The organism is Nostocoides australiense Ben110 (assembly GCF_001050535.1).
Taxonomy (GTDB): domain Bacteria; phylum Actinomycetota; class Actinomycetes; order Actinomycetales; family Dermatophilaceae; genus Nostocoides_A; species Nostocoides_A australiense.
The window spans coordinates 686,341-702,138 of record NZ_HG764815.1; the positions used below are offsets into that span (position 1 = coordinate 686,341).

Sequence of the window (15,798 nt, forward strand, 5' to 3'; positions counted from 1 at the left end):
GGGTCGCCGGCCTCGGCCGTCGAGAGCAGGGCCAGGGCCCGGGTGATGATGTGCAGGACCAGAAGGGCTGGGGCAATGTCATGTACATCCCGGCCGCGCCGTACTGCGCAAAGAACGCCGAGTATGCCGCCCGCTGCGGCCAGTCCTTCCTCGCCGGCACCTCCCCGACGGACGTCCCGCCGGAGGACTACGAGGTGGGCCGGGCCGGCCGCCCCACGGCCGCGGACCTGAGCGAGACGGGCGCCGCCTGCTGGGCCTGATCGACTGACGAAGCCACCACGTATCACGCCGGCCGCGGGCTGCTCCTCTCCCACAGGAGGATTCACCGAGGAGAACGCCATGTGGGAGTACGACGAGCAACCGGCGCGGGTGCTGAGCCATGACCTGCCGTGTCTGGAGTGTGGGCACGCCGCGCACCGGTTCCTGCCGTGTGACGCCGCCTGCGAGTGCGCGTCGTCGCCCGTCCCCGGGTGGTATGACGCCTGACCGAGTGTGTGTCACCCCCGAGTGGGGCCGGTCTTTCATGTGCGGGCCGGGATATAGCCCGGCCCGCGAACGAGAGCCTGGCCCGGCTTTCGAGAAGTCCGCCCGTCAACGAGAACCCGGCCCGGCTTTCAAGAACCCTGGCCGGCTCGCTGGGTTGTCAGGGAGGTCAGAGATCCCAGAGGCTCTTGGCGATCAGGGCGATGCCGAGAATCACGGCGGCACTGACGATGAGGATGCCCAGGACCGTCAGCGTCCAGCGCCACGCCTCCTGACGTGGCGAGGGCGGCGCGGAGGCTCGGGCGTCCTGGATCGCGCGCGCTCCGTCCGGGTCACCGCCGAGCACATTCGAGTCCGACCCCGGCCCGGGCGCACCCCCGCCGCGACCCTGCGAGAGCAGGACCGCGGCGGCGAGGATCCCCAGGAGGACCAGGGTTGGCAGGATCAGCCGGCCCACGCGGCATACCTCACGGACTCGGGGAGGACGACGGCGCCGGCGCGACGACACTGCCGCCATACGTCGGCTGATACGGGTTGAGGCCCTGCCGGATCGCCAGCCAGTTGTTGTACTCCTTGACGCTGCCGAACGGCTCGATCTCCTGCTCGCGGATCTGCGCCTCGAGCTTGGCGATCTTGGCCTCGGCCTCCTTCACCGCGACCTGCGCCTGCGCGGCCTGCTTCGCCGCCTCGGCCTCGGCGATCGCCTTGGCCTGCTGGGTCTCGGCGTCGGCCACGGCCTTCGCCTTGGCCGCCGCGGCCTGCGCCTTGGCAGCCTCCTCGTCACCGAGCGCCTGCACGAGGGTGTCCGCCGGCTGCGGCTGCTGGATCAGCGCGGAGAAGCCCTTGAAGAACTCGTCCTCGCCGGGCATCTTCTGCTGGATCAGCGCGGCGAGCTGCTCGTTGACCGCCTTGTTCATCTCGTCCTTGATCGTGGGGTCGGCATACAGCTCCTTCCACGTGTACTTCTTCGCCACCCGGTCCAGCGTCGCGTCGAGCGCGGGCGCGAAGTAGAGGTCGAGCATCGTCTGCCAGCCGCGCGGGGTGTCGTCCCACTCGTCGGAGGAGGTGTAGTAGGCGGCATACCGGTTGCCGATCGAGTCGTGGAAGCGGGTCAGCACCTCACAGTCGACATTGAGGGTGAACTCGACCGAGCCGGGCACGTCCAGCGGCTGGTAGTCCTTGCTCACCACATTGAACGCGGCGTGGTCGGCGCCATCGCCCCCGGTGAAGTTGTAGGTGCGCTGGGACGCGGGGTACCAGAAGTACTTGTCGCCCGGCCGGCGGATCTCGCGGGAGTTCGCCGACACGCAGCCCTTGGAGTTCGGGGCCTCGATCACACCGCCGCCCTTGTGGACGGCGACCTCGTCGGCCGGCGAGGTGACGGTGCGCACCACGCTGAGGAGACCGATGACGATGGCAGCGAGGACGCCGAGGACGACGGCGGTCTTGAGCAGTCCGGTGATGCGGCCGGCCGCGCTGCCGCGGGAGTTCGAGCCGCCGTTGTCGCCGGTCGGGAAGATGGTGGGGGTGGTATTCGGCTTGGCCATCGGCCTGGGCTCTCCTTGTTCGTCCGGCAGACGCCGAGGGTATGCCGTGCGCTCCCCTCGAGCGCCGCCCCCGCGTCGGTCAGTTCTGCGACGCAGTGTGCCAGGGTCCGGTTCCCTGCCCCAAGCCAGGACCCCGTTCGGGGCCTCGGATACGGAATGCTGGGGCGATGGAGTTCACCGACCTGCCCGACGCCGCCTCGCTCGCCGCTGCCCTGCGGGCGACCGGGTATGTCTGCGACGACGAGCTGGCGACGATCGGCTGGCTGGCGATCCGGCTGGGCCGGCCGCTGCTCATCGAGGGTGAGCCGGGGACGGGCAAGACCGCGCTGGCTGAGGCGCTCTCAGAGGGCTTGGACCTGCCACTGATCCGGCTGCAGTGCTACGAGGGCATCGACGCCGCGCAGGCCCTCTATGACTGGGACTTCCCGCGGCAGATCCTGCATCTGCGAGCCGTCGAAAGCGTTGGTGGGCAAGGGGATCTGGCGCAGGTCGAGGCGGGCCTCTTCGACGAGCGCTTCCTCGTGCGGCGGCCGATCCTGCAGGCGCTCACGTCCTCCCCGTGCGTGCTGCTGATCGACGAGATCGACCGCGCTGACGACGAGTTCGAGGCCTTCCTGCTGGAGGTGCTCTCGACCTGGCAGGTGACGATCCCGGAGCTCGGCACGGTGCGGGCTGCGGTGCCCCCGCTCGTCGTCCTGACCTCCAACCGCACGCGCGAACTGCACGACGCCCTCAAGCGCCGCTGCCTGTATGAGTGGATCGACCACCCCTCGCTGCACCGCGAGCTGGAGATCGTGCGCAGCCGGGCGCCGGAGGTCAGCGCCGAGCTGGCCGACCAGTTGGTGCGGACCGTGCAGGCGGTGCGGGTCGAGCCGGGGCTGATCAAGCCGCCGGGGGTGGCCGAGACGCTCGACTGGGCGCGGGCGCTGCACGAACTCGGTGGCCGACTCGACCTCGAGACGGCGGCGGCGACCCTCGGGGTCGCGGTCAAGCACCGTGAGGACACGCAACGCCTGCGGGCCGCGATTGATCGGCTGCTCGCGAAATGACTTCTGGCCCAACGCTTCCGCAGCATCCGGCCGATACGGTGCTGCTGGCGTTCGCGCGCGCGGTGCGCGCTGCCGGGGTGCGGGTGACGGCGGACCGTGAGCGGCTCTACCTCGAGGCGGTCCGCACCGCCGGGCTCGGCGATCCGTATGCCGTGCTCGTCGCCGGCCGCGCCACCCTCTGCGCCTCGCCGCAGGACCGGGTGCGGCACGACCAGGTGTATGAGGCGTGGTTCGGCGGCGAATATGCCCGCATGCTCCCCTCCCGCCCGCCGGTGCACACCAAACCGATGGCCCAGCTGGATACCGGTGATGGGCAGGGAGATTCGGGCGATGACGACGCGGTCAGCGCCGCGACGAGCCGGACCGAGGTGCTGCGCCATCGCGATATCGCCCAGTTGACCTTGCGGGAGCGGGAGGCGCTGGCGCGGATGTTCGGCGGCATACCCGTGCGGGCGCCGGTGCGGCTGTCGCCGCGGCTGCGGCGGGCCCGGCGGGGGCGCATCGACGCCGGCGCGACCTTGCGCGAGCAGGTGCGCCGGCTGGGGGAGCCCGGGCCGATCCGGCATCGCCGCCGGGCACCGCGGCCACGGCGGATCATCCTGCTCGTCGACGTCAGCGGGTCGATGAGCGGCTACGCCGACGCCTTGTTGCGCCTGGCCCACCGCATCGTCCAATCCGGTTCTCCTGTCGAGGTTTTCACCATCGGGACCCGGCTGACACACATAACTCGGGCGCTCCAGCTGCGCGACCCGGACCGGGCGCTGATCGCCGCCGGAGAAGTCGTGCCCGACTGGTCGGGCGGCACGCGGCTGGGGGAGATGCTTGCGGTCTTCCTGCAGACGTGGGGCAGGCGCGGGCCGCTGCGTGGAGCGGTGGTCGTCGTCTTCAGCGACGGGTGGGAGCGGGATCGGCCCGAGGAGCTGGGGGAGCAGATGCGGCGGCTGCACTCTCTCGCGCACCGGGTGATCTGGGTCAATCCGCACCGCGGCAAGACCGGCTACGAACCGATCCAGGCGGGGATGGCCGCCGCGCTGCCCCATATCGACGACTTCCTCGCCGGCCACTCGCTGGCGACCTTCACCGATCTGACGGAGGTGATCGCGCATGCGTGACGTTCTCAATCAGTTGTCGGACCGTTTTGCTCGTGCCGAGACGACGGCGCTGGCGACGGTGGTGGCGACCTTCAAGTCGGCGCCCCGCCAGGCGGGGGCAGCGATGCTCGTCGGCTCGGACGACACCGTCGTCGGGTCGGTGTCCGGCGGCTGTGTCGAGGGCGCCGTCTACGAGCTGGGTCAGCAGGTCATCGCCTCCGGCCGACCGGTCCTGCAGCGTTACGGCATCAGCGACGACGACGCGTTCACGGTCGGGCTGACGTGCGGCGGCATCCTCGACGTCTTCGTCGAATCAGTCTCTCCGGCAAGCTTTCCCGAGCTGCCCGAGATCGTTCGGCTCGTCGAGGCGGAGCAGCCGGTGGCGGTGGCGACGATCGTCGCCCACCCCGACCCGGCGCTCGTGGGCCGGCGACTCGTGATCGAGCCGAGCGAACCCCACGAGGCGGGCCAGACTGTCCATACCGCCTCCACGCTGGGCTCGGCGCGGGCCGACGCCGCGGTTCGCGAGGACGCCCTCGGCCTGCTCGCGGCCGGGCGGTCCGACACGCTCGAATACGGGCCGGACGGCGAGCGGCGGGGCGAGGGCATGCGCGTCTTCGTCAACTCGTTCGCGCCGAAGCCGCGGATGTTCGTCTTCGGGGCGATCGACTTCGCCGCCGCCGTGGCGCGCATCGGCTCCTTCCTCGGCTATCGCGTCACGGTCTGCGACGCCCGCCCGGTCTTCGCGACAACGACCCGGTTCCCCGACGCCGACGAGGTCGTCGTCGACTGGCCGCACCGTTATCTGGCGGCGCAGGTCGAGACCGGAGCCGTCGGGCCGCGGAGCGTTATCTGCGTGCTGACGCACGATCCGAAGTTCGACGTGCCGGTGCTAGAGATCGCGCTCCGGCTCGACGTGGCGTATGTCGGTGCCATGGGCTCGCGCCGCACCCACGACGACCGGCTGGCGCGCCTGCGGGAGGTCGGACTCGGCGATGCCGAGCTGGCCCGGCTGTCGAGCCCGATCGGCCTCGACCTCGGCGCCCGCACCCCCGAGGAGACGGCCGTCTCCATTGCCGCCGAGATCATCGCCCTGCAGTGGGGCGGAGCCGGCGAGCGCCTCCGTGCCACCGGCGGCCCCATCCACCACACGACGCCGTGATCTCCTCGACAAGAAAACCCAGTCGAGAGAGCGAGACACGCCCAGGAAACGGCCGGATTGTGGGCGTGTCTCGCTCTTTCGACTTCCGGACGTTGGGTCTTGGTGGCCTAAGCGCTCGCATAACGGCTGGGTGTGACCTGGCCCACTAGGGTTATTGGGTTGCCGTCGCCTCCGCCGAAGGGTCGTTGATGTTCTCGCGCATCGCCATCGTCAATCGCGGCGAGGCCGCCATGCGTTTGATCCACGCGGTGCGCGACCTGAACGCCGCGGCTGCGGCGGACCGGCAGATGAGCGTCATCGCGCTGCACACCGAGGGCGAGAAGGGCGCGATGTTCGTCCGGGAGGCAGACGTCGCCTATGACCTCGGCCCGGCGAGCGCGCGACCCTACCTCGACTACGCGGTCCTGGAGCGAGCCCTGGTCGACACGCGGGCCGATGCCGCCTGGGTGGGGTGGGGGTTCGTCGCGGAAGACCCGAACTTCGCCGACCTGTGCGCCCGGCTCGGTGTCACCTTCGTCGGCCCCAGTGCCGAGGCGATGCGCAAGCTGGGCGACAAGATCGGCAGCAAGCTGATCGCGGAGGAGGTCGGGGTCCCGGTCGCGCCGTGGAGTCGCGGCGGGGTCGACAGCCTGGAGGATGCCCAGGAGGCGGCGGCGCGAATCGGCTACCCGCTCATGCTCAAGGCGACCGCAGGCGGCGGTGGCCGTGGCATCCGCAAGGTGACGTCCGACGCGGAGCTGGCCGCGGCATACCAGCTGACGCGGGATGAGGCGCAGCGCGCCTTCGGCTCGGGAATCGTCTTCCTGGAGAAGCTGATCACCGGCGCGCGGCACGTCGAGGTGCAGGTGATCGCCGACGGACAGGGCACGGCGTGGGCCATCGGCGTGCGCGACTGCTCGGTGCAGCGGCGCAACCAGAAGGTCATCGAGGAGTCCGCGTCCGTCGTCATGACGCCCGAGCAGGCGCTCGTGCTGAAGGAGAGCGCAGAGCGGCTCGCCATCGCGGTCGGGTATGCCGGCGCCGGCACCGTCGAGTTCCTCTTCCAGCCGTCCGACGGCACCTTCGCCTTCCTCGAAGTCAACACCCGGCTGCAGGTCGAGCACCCGATCACCGAGGTCACCACCGACACCGATCTGGTCAAACTGCAACTGCACGTGGCGGGCGGCGGGCGGCTGACAGGGGCGAAGCCCGTCGAGAGGGGGCACGCCGTCGAGGCCCGTCTGAACGCCGAGGATCCGGACCGTGACTTTGCGCCGGCACCGGGCCGCATCGCGCACCTGGAGTTCCCGGCCGGCCCCGGCATCCGGGTGGACACCGGTGTGGGGGAAGGGGATTCGATCCCCGCGGACTTCGACTCGATGATCGCCAAGATCATCGCCTACGGCCGCGACCGGGACGAGGCGCTGGCCCGGCTGCGGCGCGCCATGCGCGAGACCGCCGTCGTCATCGAGGGCGGGGCGACCAACAAGTCCTTCATCCGCGACCTGCTCGACCAGCCGGAAGTCATCGACGGCAGCGCCGACACCGGCTGGATCGACCGCGTGCGCGCCGACGGCCGGCTCGTGAGCGCGGCCCACTCCGCAGTGGCCTTGATCGCCGCCGGCATCGAGGCGTATGACGACCAGGAGGTCATCGAGCGGGCCCGCCTCCTCGACACGGCACGGGGCGGTCGGCCGCAGGTGCAGCATCAGGTGGGCGCACCGGTCGAGCTGGTGCTGCGGGGCGCGCCCGTCAAGGTGACGACGTTCCGGTTGGGGCCCAACCTTTTTCGGTCCGTCATCCAGTCCGGCGAGCAGGTCCTTGCGGCCGAGGCGAGCCTGACGCGGTGGGGGGAGTATGCCGCCCGCCTCACCGTCAACGACACGGCCTACCGGCTCGTGACGGCGACGCACGGACCGATGCATCTCGTCGAAGTCGACGGCGTCACGCATCGGATCAGCCGCGACGAGGGCGGCGTCCTGCGGGCACCCGCACCGGCCCTCGTCGTCGCCACACCCGCCGGCGTCGGTGACGAGGTCGCCGCCGGCGCACCGGTGCTCGTGCTCGAATCGATGAAGATGGAGACCGTCGTCCCGGCTCCTTACTCGGGCCGGGTCAAGGAGGTGCTCGTCAAGGCCGGCACCCAGGTCGAGACCGGGGCCGCCCTCGTGAAACTCGAGCCGGTCGGCGACGGTGACGACGCGGTCGAGGCGGCCGTGCTCGACCTGTCCCTCCCGCAGCCCGTTGCCCGGGATAACGGTGCCGCGGGCCTGCACCGGGCCCACGACGTGCTCGAAGGGATGCTCCTGGGGTTCGACATCGAGGGTCCGGCGGCCGCCACCGCCCTGCACGAATACCTGGGCGCCCGGGATCGCCTTGTCGGGGAAGGCGAATCGCCGCTCCTCGACGATGTCGACCTGTTGCGGATCCTTGCCGATTTCGCCGAGCTGAGCCGCAACCGGCCCGCCGACGGCGAAGCCCACGACGAAATGCGGATCCACTCGCCGCGCGAGCACTTCCAGAGCTATCTGCGCACCTTGGACGTCGAACGCGCCGGGCTGCCGGCCACCTTCCGCGAACGCCTGGCCCGGGTGCTCGGGCATTACGACCTGCCCGGCGATCTCGCCGCCCCCGAACGCACGCCGGCGCTGGAGTCGGCCGTCTTCCGGATCTTCCTGGCGCAGCAACGCTCCGCCCCCGAGACCAAAATGGCGACCGCTCTGTTGCAGCGATGGCTCGGCGAACCCGCACCGGATGGGGACCTCGCGGCGCCGATCCGCGAGGTGCTCGACCGGCTCGTCGTCGCGACCCAATTGCGTTTCCCGATCGTCGGTGACCTGGCCCGCAGCGTGCGCTTCCGCTGGTTCGACCAACCCGCCGTCGACGCCGACCGTTCGGTCACACTCGAAGCGGTCGGGCCCGAACTCATCGCGCTGGACGCCCTGCCCGAGGGCCCCGAGCGCACGGCCCGGCTGGAGGCGCTGGCCGACATCCCCGAGAGGATCGTGGCTTTTCTCGGCGACCGGTTGCGTTCCGGGACACCGCGATCGGAGCCGATGCTTGCTGTGCTGATCCGGCGCCACTATCGCGAGCACGAGCTGACGGATCTCGTCGAGTATGCCGTCGACGGACGCCCGTTCGCCGCCGCGAACTATCAGCTCGACCGGCGCCCCACACGCCTGATCACGACGATCGGGCGGCTCGAAGAACTCCGCGCGGACGGGCCCCTGACTCGCGCCCTCACCCACGAAGTCGAGTCGGCGATCGCCCGGGACGACCGGCAGATCGCCCTCGACCTCTATGTCCACGCGCCGGACCTTCCGGCGGATCCGGACGCCGCGTCCGCCGCCCTCTCCGCGGTCTTCGCCGAGCTGCCCTTCACCCCTCGCGTACGCAGGATCGCGATCGGCGTCGTGCGCGAGGCGGGCGTCGAGGTGGGTTATGTGACCTTGCGCCCGCAACCGGACGGGACCCTCGTCGAAGAACGTCCGGTTCGCGACGTCCACCCGATGGTCGGGCGGCGCCTCAACCTGTGGCGGCTGCGGGACTTCACCATCACCCGCCTCGAGGCACCGGCCGACGTGCTCCTGTTGCACTGCGTCGGTGTCGACAACCCCGACGACCAACGCCTCGTCGCCCTCGCCCAGGTCCGCCAGCTCAGGCTGGTGCGGGACGAGGCAGGCAAGGTGTCGGGCCTCCCGCACGTCGAGCGCGCCCTGGCACAGTGTCTCGACGGCATCCGGCACGCCCGCGCCGCCCTCGGCACGCGCGAGCACCGGCTGGACATGAACCACGTCTGGGTGCACATCTGGCCGCCGGTGGACGCCGACATCGACCAGCTCACGGCCCTGCAGAGCAAGATCGCGCCGATGACGGCCGACGCGGGCATCGAGGAGGTGCGAATCGAGGGCCGGCTCGCCGCCGCCGGCGGCCGCACCGTCCCGATCGTCGCGCGCTTCACCTATCAACCGGGTTCGGGCGTCGACTTCACGGTCGAACCGCCGGCGACGACGCGGCTGGCCGCTCTCGATGCGTATGCCGAGAAGGTCGTCCGCGCCCGCCGCCGCGGCCTGGTCTATCCCTACGAGCTCCAGACGTTCATCGCGGGGGACAGCGGCACGGTGACCGAACTCGATCTCGATGCGTCCGGCGGCCTGGCCCCGGTCGACCGGCCGTTCGGGCAGAACCGCGCGGGCATCATCGCCGCCCTCGTGACGACGTCGACCGAACTGCACCCCGAGGGCATCGAACGTGTTGTGCTGTGCGGAGATCCGCTGCGCTCGCTCGGATCCGTCGCCGAGGCGGAGTGTGCCCGGGTCATGGCCGCGCTGGACATGGCAGAGGAACGACGCGTCCCGGTCGAGTGGTTCGCCCTGTCCGCCGGGGCGCGAATCGCGATGGACTCCGGCACCGAGAACATGGACTGGGTCGCCAAGGCGCTGCGGCGGATCGTCGAGTTCACCCAGGCCGGGGGTGAGATCAACGTCGTCGTCGCGGGCATCAACGTTGGGGCGCAACCTTATTGGAACGCCGAGGCGACGATGCTCATGCACACCAAGGGCATCCTCGTCATGACCCCCGACTCGGCCATGGTCCTGACCGGCAAGCAGTCGCTGGACTTCTCGGGCGGCGTCAGTGCCGAGGACAACTTCGGCATCGGTGGCTATGACCGTGTCATGGGTCCGAACGGTCAGGCGCAGTACTGGGCGCGCGATCTCGCGGGCGCCCTCGACATCCTCCTCGCCCACTATGACGCGACCTATGTCGCCGCGGGTGAGGACGGTCCGCGGCACGCGGAGACGAGCGACCCGGTCGACCGCGACGTCACGGCATACCCGCATCAACTCGACGGGAGCGACTTCGCGACGGTCGGCGACATCTGGTCCGCCGCGTCGAACCCGGACCGCAAGAAGCCCTTCGACATCCGCACCGTCATGCGCGCTGTGGCGGATCAGGACCACGAGCTGCTCGAGCGGTGGGCGGGCATGGCCGATGCCGAGACGGCGGTGGTCACTGACGCGCGGCTGGGCGGCCACTCGGTGTGCTTGATCGGCATCGAGTCGAGAACCGTTGCGCGCCAAGGGTTCCCGCCCACGGACGGGCCGGACACCTACACGGCCGGCACCCTCTTCCCACGCTCGTCCAAGAAGGTCGCCCGGGCAATCAACGCCGCCTCGGGCAACCGGCCGGTGGTCGTCCTGGCGAACCTGTCCGGCTTCGACGGGTCACCGGACTCCATGCGCAACCTGCAGCTCGAATACGGCGCCGAGATCGGCCGGGCCATCGTCAACTTCGACGGGCCGATCGTCTTCGTCGTCATCTCCCGCTATCACGGCGGCGCGTTCGTGGTCTTCTCCAAGGCGCTCAATCCGCGCATGACGGTGCTTGCGATCGAGGGCTCGTTCGCCTCGGTGATCGGCGGAGCACCCGCTGCCGCAGTGGTTTTCAGCCGCGACGTCGACGCCCGCACCGCCGCCGACCCCCGTGTCGCCGACCTCGAGACCCGCCTCGCCGCCGCCACCAACGGACAGCGCAGCGTGATTGCGGCCGAACTCGCCGACGTGCGCTCCACAGTCCGCGCCGAGATGGTCAACGCCGTCGCCGCCGAGTTCGACGGCGTGCACAACATCCACCGCGCCGTCGCCGTCGGCTCCGTCGACGAGGTCATCCCCCCGGGGTCCCTGCGCTCCCGCATCATCACCGCCCTCGACGCCGGTTAGGTCGTCGCCGGGCCTGGACCTCACGCCGTGCTCTGGGGAGCGGCCTGGAGCGGAATTGCCATTCCGCTGACGTGGGAAAGATCCCGCAGTACGCTCCCCTCGCCGTCGGTGCCGTGCTGGGCCCGATCCCTGGGCGACCCTCGCGGCCGGTTCGCGCTGGCGGCGCGATTTCCGCATTTCGTGTCCGAACCGGGAGTAGGTGCGTGATGCTCAGTCGGTTCATCGCGCAGACACGAACTTGTTGTTGTCGGCTGGTCGAGGTGACATGTCGCGACTCGTGATCATTGCCCTGGGCACGCCAAGCAGCCCAGCGGCTTTACGGGTTGTGCGCGTCCGCTTCGCCGATGGTCGCGACCACCGAACGATCCGCGGGGCAGACCCAGAATGCCAACGAGTCAACGACGGCCGCCTGTAGCGGATGACGAGCGGGGTGAGCCGGGCAGGGCGGCCAGGTGGTCTGACCGAGCTCCCACAGCTGACCCTCGATGACCACCTCCTGGACCTGATCCGCGGCCGAGGTGACCCGGTCCTCGACGGGTGCATATCGGTCGACCGCCAGCCCCGTCGCGCTGCCATCGGCGTCCCGCATCATGCACGCAGCCCGATCGGGATCGTCCGCCCAGTCATGGTCATCGAACCTGAGGCCCGTAGACAGCTCCGTTCAATGTCACGCAAGACCGGCTCGACTGATTCGGTAGGGACACGGTCCATAGGGCAAGCGTGCCCCACTCCCGGCCGCGTTGCTGGCCGACGGTGGTCGGCGAGGTTCGCAGGCATACCGCGACGTGACGCCCACGGAATCCGCGAGTGTGGGCCTTGTCACCTCGGCGCGTCTCCGCCAGGATCATCGGTGACCGACGAGCCAGGCACATCGGGCCACGAAGGAGTGACCGCATGACGCGCATTACCGTCACCGTGGACGGGGACACCTATACCGACGACGTCGAGCCACGGACCCTGCTGGTCCAATACCTGCGCGAGAATCTCGGCAAGGTCGGCACGGTCATCGGCTGCGACACGAGCAACTGCGGGGCCTGCACCGTCCACCTGGACGGGCGCAGCGTGAAGTCCTGCAACGTCCTGGCCGTGCAGGCCGACGGGCACGAGGTCACGACCATCGAGGGCCTCGCCACCGACGGCCAACTGCACCCGATGCAAAAGGCCTTCCACGAGAACCACGCCCTGCAGTGCGGCTACTGCACGCCCGGCATGATCATGCAGGCCATCGACATCCTCAAGGACCACCCCGACCCGAGCGAGCAGCAGATCCGCGAGGGCCTCGAGGGCAACCTGTGCCGCTGCACCGGCTACCACAACATCGTCAAGGCCGTCGCGGCCGCCGCCAAGGCGCCCGGCGCCGAACTCGCAAGCAGCAAGGTGGGTGAGTGACATGACCGTCAGCCCCGACGCCCTCGTCGAGATCGCCGAGGAGAGCCCGCAGGCCGACCTGACCGAGCCCAGCGGGGCGGGACCCGAGATCGGCAACCGCCGGCTGCGCAAGGAGGACCAGCGCCTCATCACCGGCCGAACCAAGTGGACCGACAACATCGTCCTCCCGGGCATGCTGCACCTGGCCATGGTCCGCAGCCCCTTCGCCCACGCCAAGATCACCAGCATCGACACCAGCGGCGCCCAGGGTCTGCCCAATGTGGTGGCCGTCTTCACCGCCGCCGACTTCCCCGACGGGATGGGCGCCTGCGCCAACGCCTGGCCCATCACCCCCGAGCAGGTCACTCCCGACCACCTGCCGATGATCGGCGAGCGGGTCGCGTGCGCCGGCGAGATCGTCGCGGTCGTCGTCGCCCGGTCCGCCAAAGAAGCCCGCGACGCCGCCGAGCAGGTCGACGTCGACTACGAGGAACTGCCTGCCGTCTTCGACGCCATGGAGGCGATGAAGGACGAGATCCTCGCCCACCCCGACAAGGGCACCAACAAGAGCGCCTTCTGGAAGCTGGACTCCAAGGAGGCCGGCACCGGCGGCGACGTCGACGAGGCCATCGCCAAGGCCCGGCAGGACGGCGTCGTCATCGAGCGGGAGTTCCGTCAGCAGCGCCTCATACCGGCGTTCATGGAGCCGCGCTCGACCGTCGTCGATCCCACGGGTGAGCAGGTCACGATGTGGTCGGCGACGCAGATCCCGCACATCCTGCGCTTCCTCATCGCGGCCACGACCGGTATGCCGGAGAGCAAGGTCCGCGTGATCGCCCCCGACGTCGGTGGCGGCTTCGGCGGCAAGCTGCAGACGACGCCGGAGGAGTTCATCACCCTCGCCGTCGCGCGCCGGCTAGGCAAGCCGTGCAAGTACACCGAGACCCGCAGCGAGTCGTTGATCTCCGGCCACCACGGCCGCGACCAATACCAGAAGCTCACTCTCGCAGCGGAAAAGGACGGCACGGTCACCGGCCTGAAGGTCGACCTGGTCGCCAACCTCGGCGCCTATGTCGCCATCGTCGGCGGTGGCGTGCCGGTGCTCGGGGCGTGGATGTTCAACTCGATCTACAAATTCCCCGCCTACCAGTTCAACTGCCAGACGGTCCTGACCAACACCACCTGGGTCGATGCCTACCGCGGAGCCGGACGCCCGGAGGCGACCTTCGGCATCGAGCGGATCATGGACGAACTCGCCGCCGAACTCGGCCGCGACCCCCTCGAGGTCCGCGAGCAGAACTGGATCAAGCACGAGGAGTTCCCGTTCACCTCGGTCGCCGGAATGACTTACGACAGTGGGAATTACGAGGCCGCGACGGCGCGGGCCAAAGAGCTTTTCGGGTATGACGCGCTGCGGGCCGAGCAGGCTGAGCGCCGCGAGCGCAAGGACCCCGTGCAGTTGGGCATCGGCGTCTCGACCTTCACCGAGATGTGCGGTCTCGCGCCCTCACGAGTCCTCGGGTCACTGGCATACGGCGCCGGAGGCTGGGAACACGCCTCGATCCGCATGCTCCCCACCGGCAAGGTGGAGGTCATCACCGGCACCTCGCCCCACGGCCAGGGCCACGAAACGGCGTGGAGCCAGATCGTCGCCGACCGGCTCGGTGTGCCCTTCGAAGATGTCGAGGTGCTGCACGGTGACACCGCCGTCGCCTACAAGGGTCTCGACACTTATGGTTCGCGTTCGCTCGTCGTCGGCGCGGAAGCCGTTGTGCGAGCAGCGGACAAGGTGATCGAGAAGGCCAAGGGCTTCGCCGCGCACATGCTCGAGGCGAGCGAGGACGACCTCGAGTTCGTGGGCGGTCGCTACGGCGTCAAGGGGACCGACAAGGGCGTCGGCCTCACCGATATCGCGCTGGCGACCTTCGCCTCGCACGACTACCCGGAGCACCTCGAGCCCGGCATCGACGCCGACGCGACCTTCGATCCCGACAACTTCTCCTTCCCGCACGGCACGCACCTGTGCGCGATGGAAGTCGACACCGAGACCGGGCAGAGCCGGATGCGGTCGTATGTCTGCGTCGACGACATCGGCCACATCATCAACCCGCTCATCGTCGAGGGCCAGATCCACGGCGGCCTCGTCCAAGGAATCGCGCAGGCGCTGTGGGAGGAGGCGATCTTCGACGAGAACGGCACACTGGTGACCGGCTCCTTCGTCGACTACACGCTGCCGACGGCGGCCGACACGATCTCGTTCGTCACCGAGAACACCATCTCCCCGTCGACGACGAATACGTTGGGCGCCAAGGGAGTCGGCGAGGCCGGCACCATCGCCTCCACCCCGGCGGTGGTCAACGCGATCGTCGACGCGCTGCGGCCGATGGGCATCGACGACATCGTCATGCCGTGCACGCCGCAGCGGGTGTGGAAGGCCATCCAGACCGCCGGGGACCACTCCGGCGACGTCGCCGCGCAAGCCCAACCACACTTCGACGAGGGCGCGGCCAACGCCGATCCCGGCGTCACGGGAGAAGGGAACGGCCAGTGATCCCCACCGCATTCGACTATGTCGCCCCCGAGTCCGTCGCGGATGCCCTAGCGGCACTTGCCGATTCGGATGACGCCAAGGTGCTGGCCGGCGGCCAGTCGCTGCTGCCCATTCTCCGGATGCGTCTCAACGCACCCGACAAGGTCGTCGACCTCGGCCGCATCGCGGAGTTGCGGGGCGTCCGCGAGGACGGCGACGCGATCGTCATCGGCGCGATGACGTCATACGTCGATCTGCTCGCCGACCCACTCGTCGCGGAGCACGCGGCCCTGCTCAAGGCCGCCATCGAGACCGTCGCCGACCCGCAGATCCGCCGCCGCGGCACCATCGGCGGGGCGCTAGTGCATGCCGACCCGGCCGGAGACGTGGGCGCCCCGGTCCTGGCTCTCGACGGCGAACTCGTGATCACCGGCAGCGCCGGTGAGCGCACCGTCGCCGCGGCGGACTTCTTCGAAGACCTCTTCACGACCGCCGTCGGTGAGGACGAGTTGCTCACCGCCGTCCGCATCCCGAAACACACAGGGTGGGGCGCGGCATACGAGAAGTTCGTCCGCGTGGCCCATCAATGGTCGATCGTCGCCGTGGCGGCAACGGTTCGGATGGAGGGCGACACCATCGCCGAAGCCCGCGTCGGCCTGACCAACATGGGGTCGACACCATTGCGCGCCACGGCAACCGAGGAGGCGCTCGCCGGCAAGCAGGCGAGTGCCGAGGCCATCGCCGAGGCGTGTGCAAAGGCCGCCGACGGCACCAACCCACCGAGCGACCTCAACGGAGACGGCGACTATCGCAAACATTTGGCGACCGTCTTCACGCGCCGGGCGGTGCTCGCGGCGGCAGACTGATCC

The 15,798-nt window shown here is 69.8% G+C and carries 11 protein-coding genes; 9 read left to right on the forward strand and 2 right to left on the reverse strand.

The window, feature by feature from the left end:
- Positions 1-260, forward strand: a 260-nt coding sequence (locus BN11_RS03235) for a YbiU family protein (protein WP_048694412.1), incomplete at its 5' end; no start/stop codon positions are given.
- A 79-nt stretch (positions 261-339) separates the two neighbouring features.
- Positions 340-486, forward strand: a complete 147-nt coding sequence (locus BN11_RS24585) for a hypothetical protein (protein ID WP_201329206.1) — start codon at positions 340-342, stop codon at positions 484-486.
- A 166-nt stretch (positions 487-652) separates the two neighbouring features.
- Here BN11_RS24585 and BN11_RS03240 read toward each other — a convergent pair whose 3' ends face one another.
- Together BN11_RS03240 and BN11_RS03245 are read right to left on the reverse strand one after the other, a co-directional pair.
- Positions 653-940 (reverse strand): hypothetical protein, encoded by a 288-nt coding sequence (locus BN11_RS03240; RefSeq protein WP_048694414.1) that lies wholly within the window; start codon positions 938-940, stop codon positions 653-655.
- Positions 941-950: 10 nt separating this feature from the next.
- On the reverse strand, positions 951-2,030 hold the full coding sequence (locus tag BN11_RS03245; RefSeq protein WP_048694417.1) for an SPFH domain-containing protein: 1,080 nt from the start codon (positions 2,028-2,030) through the stop codon (positions 951-953).
- 167 nt (positions 2,031-2,197) lie between these two features.
- Between BN11_RS03245 and BN11_RS03250 the strand changes: the two genes are divergently transcribed.
- From BN11_RS03250 to BN11_RS03285, 7 genes are all read left to right on the forward strand, one after another.
- On the forward strand, positions 2,198-3,079 hold the full coding sequence (locus BN11_RS03250; RefSeq protein ID WP_048694419.1) for an AAA family ATPase: 882 nt from the start codon (positions 2,198-2,200) through the stop codon (positions 3,077-3,079).
- The gene (locus BN11_RS03255; protein WP_048694421.1) at positions 3,076-4,191 is read left to right on the forward strand and encodes a vWA domain-containing protein; all 1,116 of its coding nucleotides are present in this window, start codon (positions 3,076-3,078) and stop codon (positions 4,189-4,191) included. The genes BN11_RS03250 and BN11_RS03255 overlap by 4 nt, the downstream gene beginning before the upstream one ends.
- Complete coding sequence (locus tag BN11_RS03260) at positions 4,184-5,332, forward strand: XdhC family protein (RefSeq protein WP_048694423.1); 1,149 nt, start codon at positions 4,184-4,186, stop codon at positions 5,330-5,332. Before BN11_RS03255 ends, BN11_RS03260 begins: the two co-directional genes overlap by 8 nt.
- 188 nt (positions 5,333-5,520) lie before the next feature.
- Positions 5,521-11,031, forward strand: coding sequence for an ATP-binding protein (locus BN11_RS03265; protein ID WP_048694424.1), 5,511 nt, complete (start codon positions 5,521-5,523; stop codon positions 11,029-11,031).
- Between the two features lie 894 nt (positions 11,032-11,925).
- Positions 11,926-12,420: a (2Fe-2S)-binding protein gene (locus tag BN11_RS03275; protein WP_048694432.1), complete on the forward strand. Its 495-nt coding sequence runs from the start codon at positions 11,926-11,928 to the stop codon at positions 12,418-12,420.
- Position 12,421: 1 nt separating this feature from the next.
- Entirely contained in the window at positions 12,422-14,950 is a 2,529-nt protein-coding gene (locus BN11_RS03280; RefSeq protein ID WP_083433491.1) for a xanthine dehydrogenase family protein molybdopterin-binding subunit, read from the forward strand.
- On the forward strand, positions 14,947-15,795 hold the full coding sequence (locus BN11_RS03285; protein WP_048694435.1) for an FAD binding domain-containing protein: 849 nt from the start codon (positions 14,947-14,949) through the stop codon (positions 15,793-15,795). The genes BN11_RS03280 and BN11_RS03285 overlap by 4 nt, the downstream gene beginning before the upstream one ends.
- Positions 15,796-15,798: the final 3 nt, after the last annotated feature.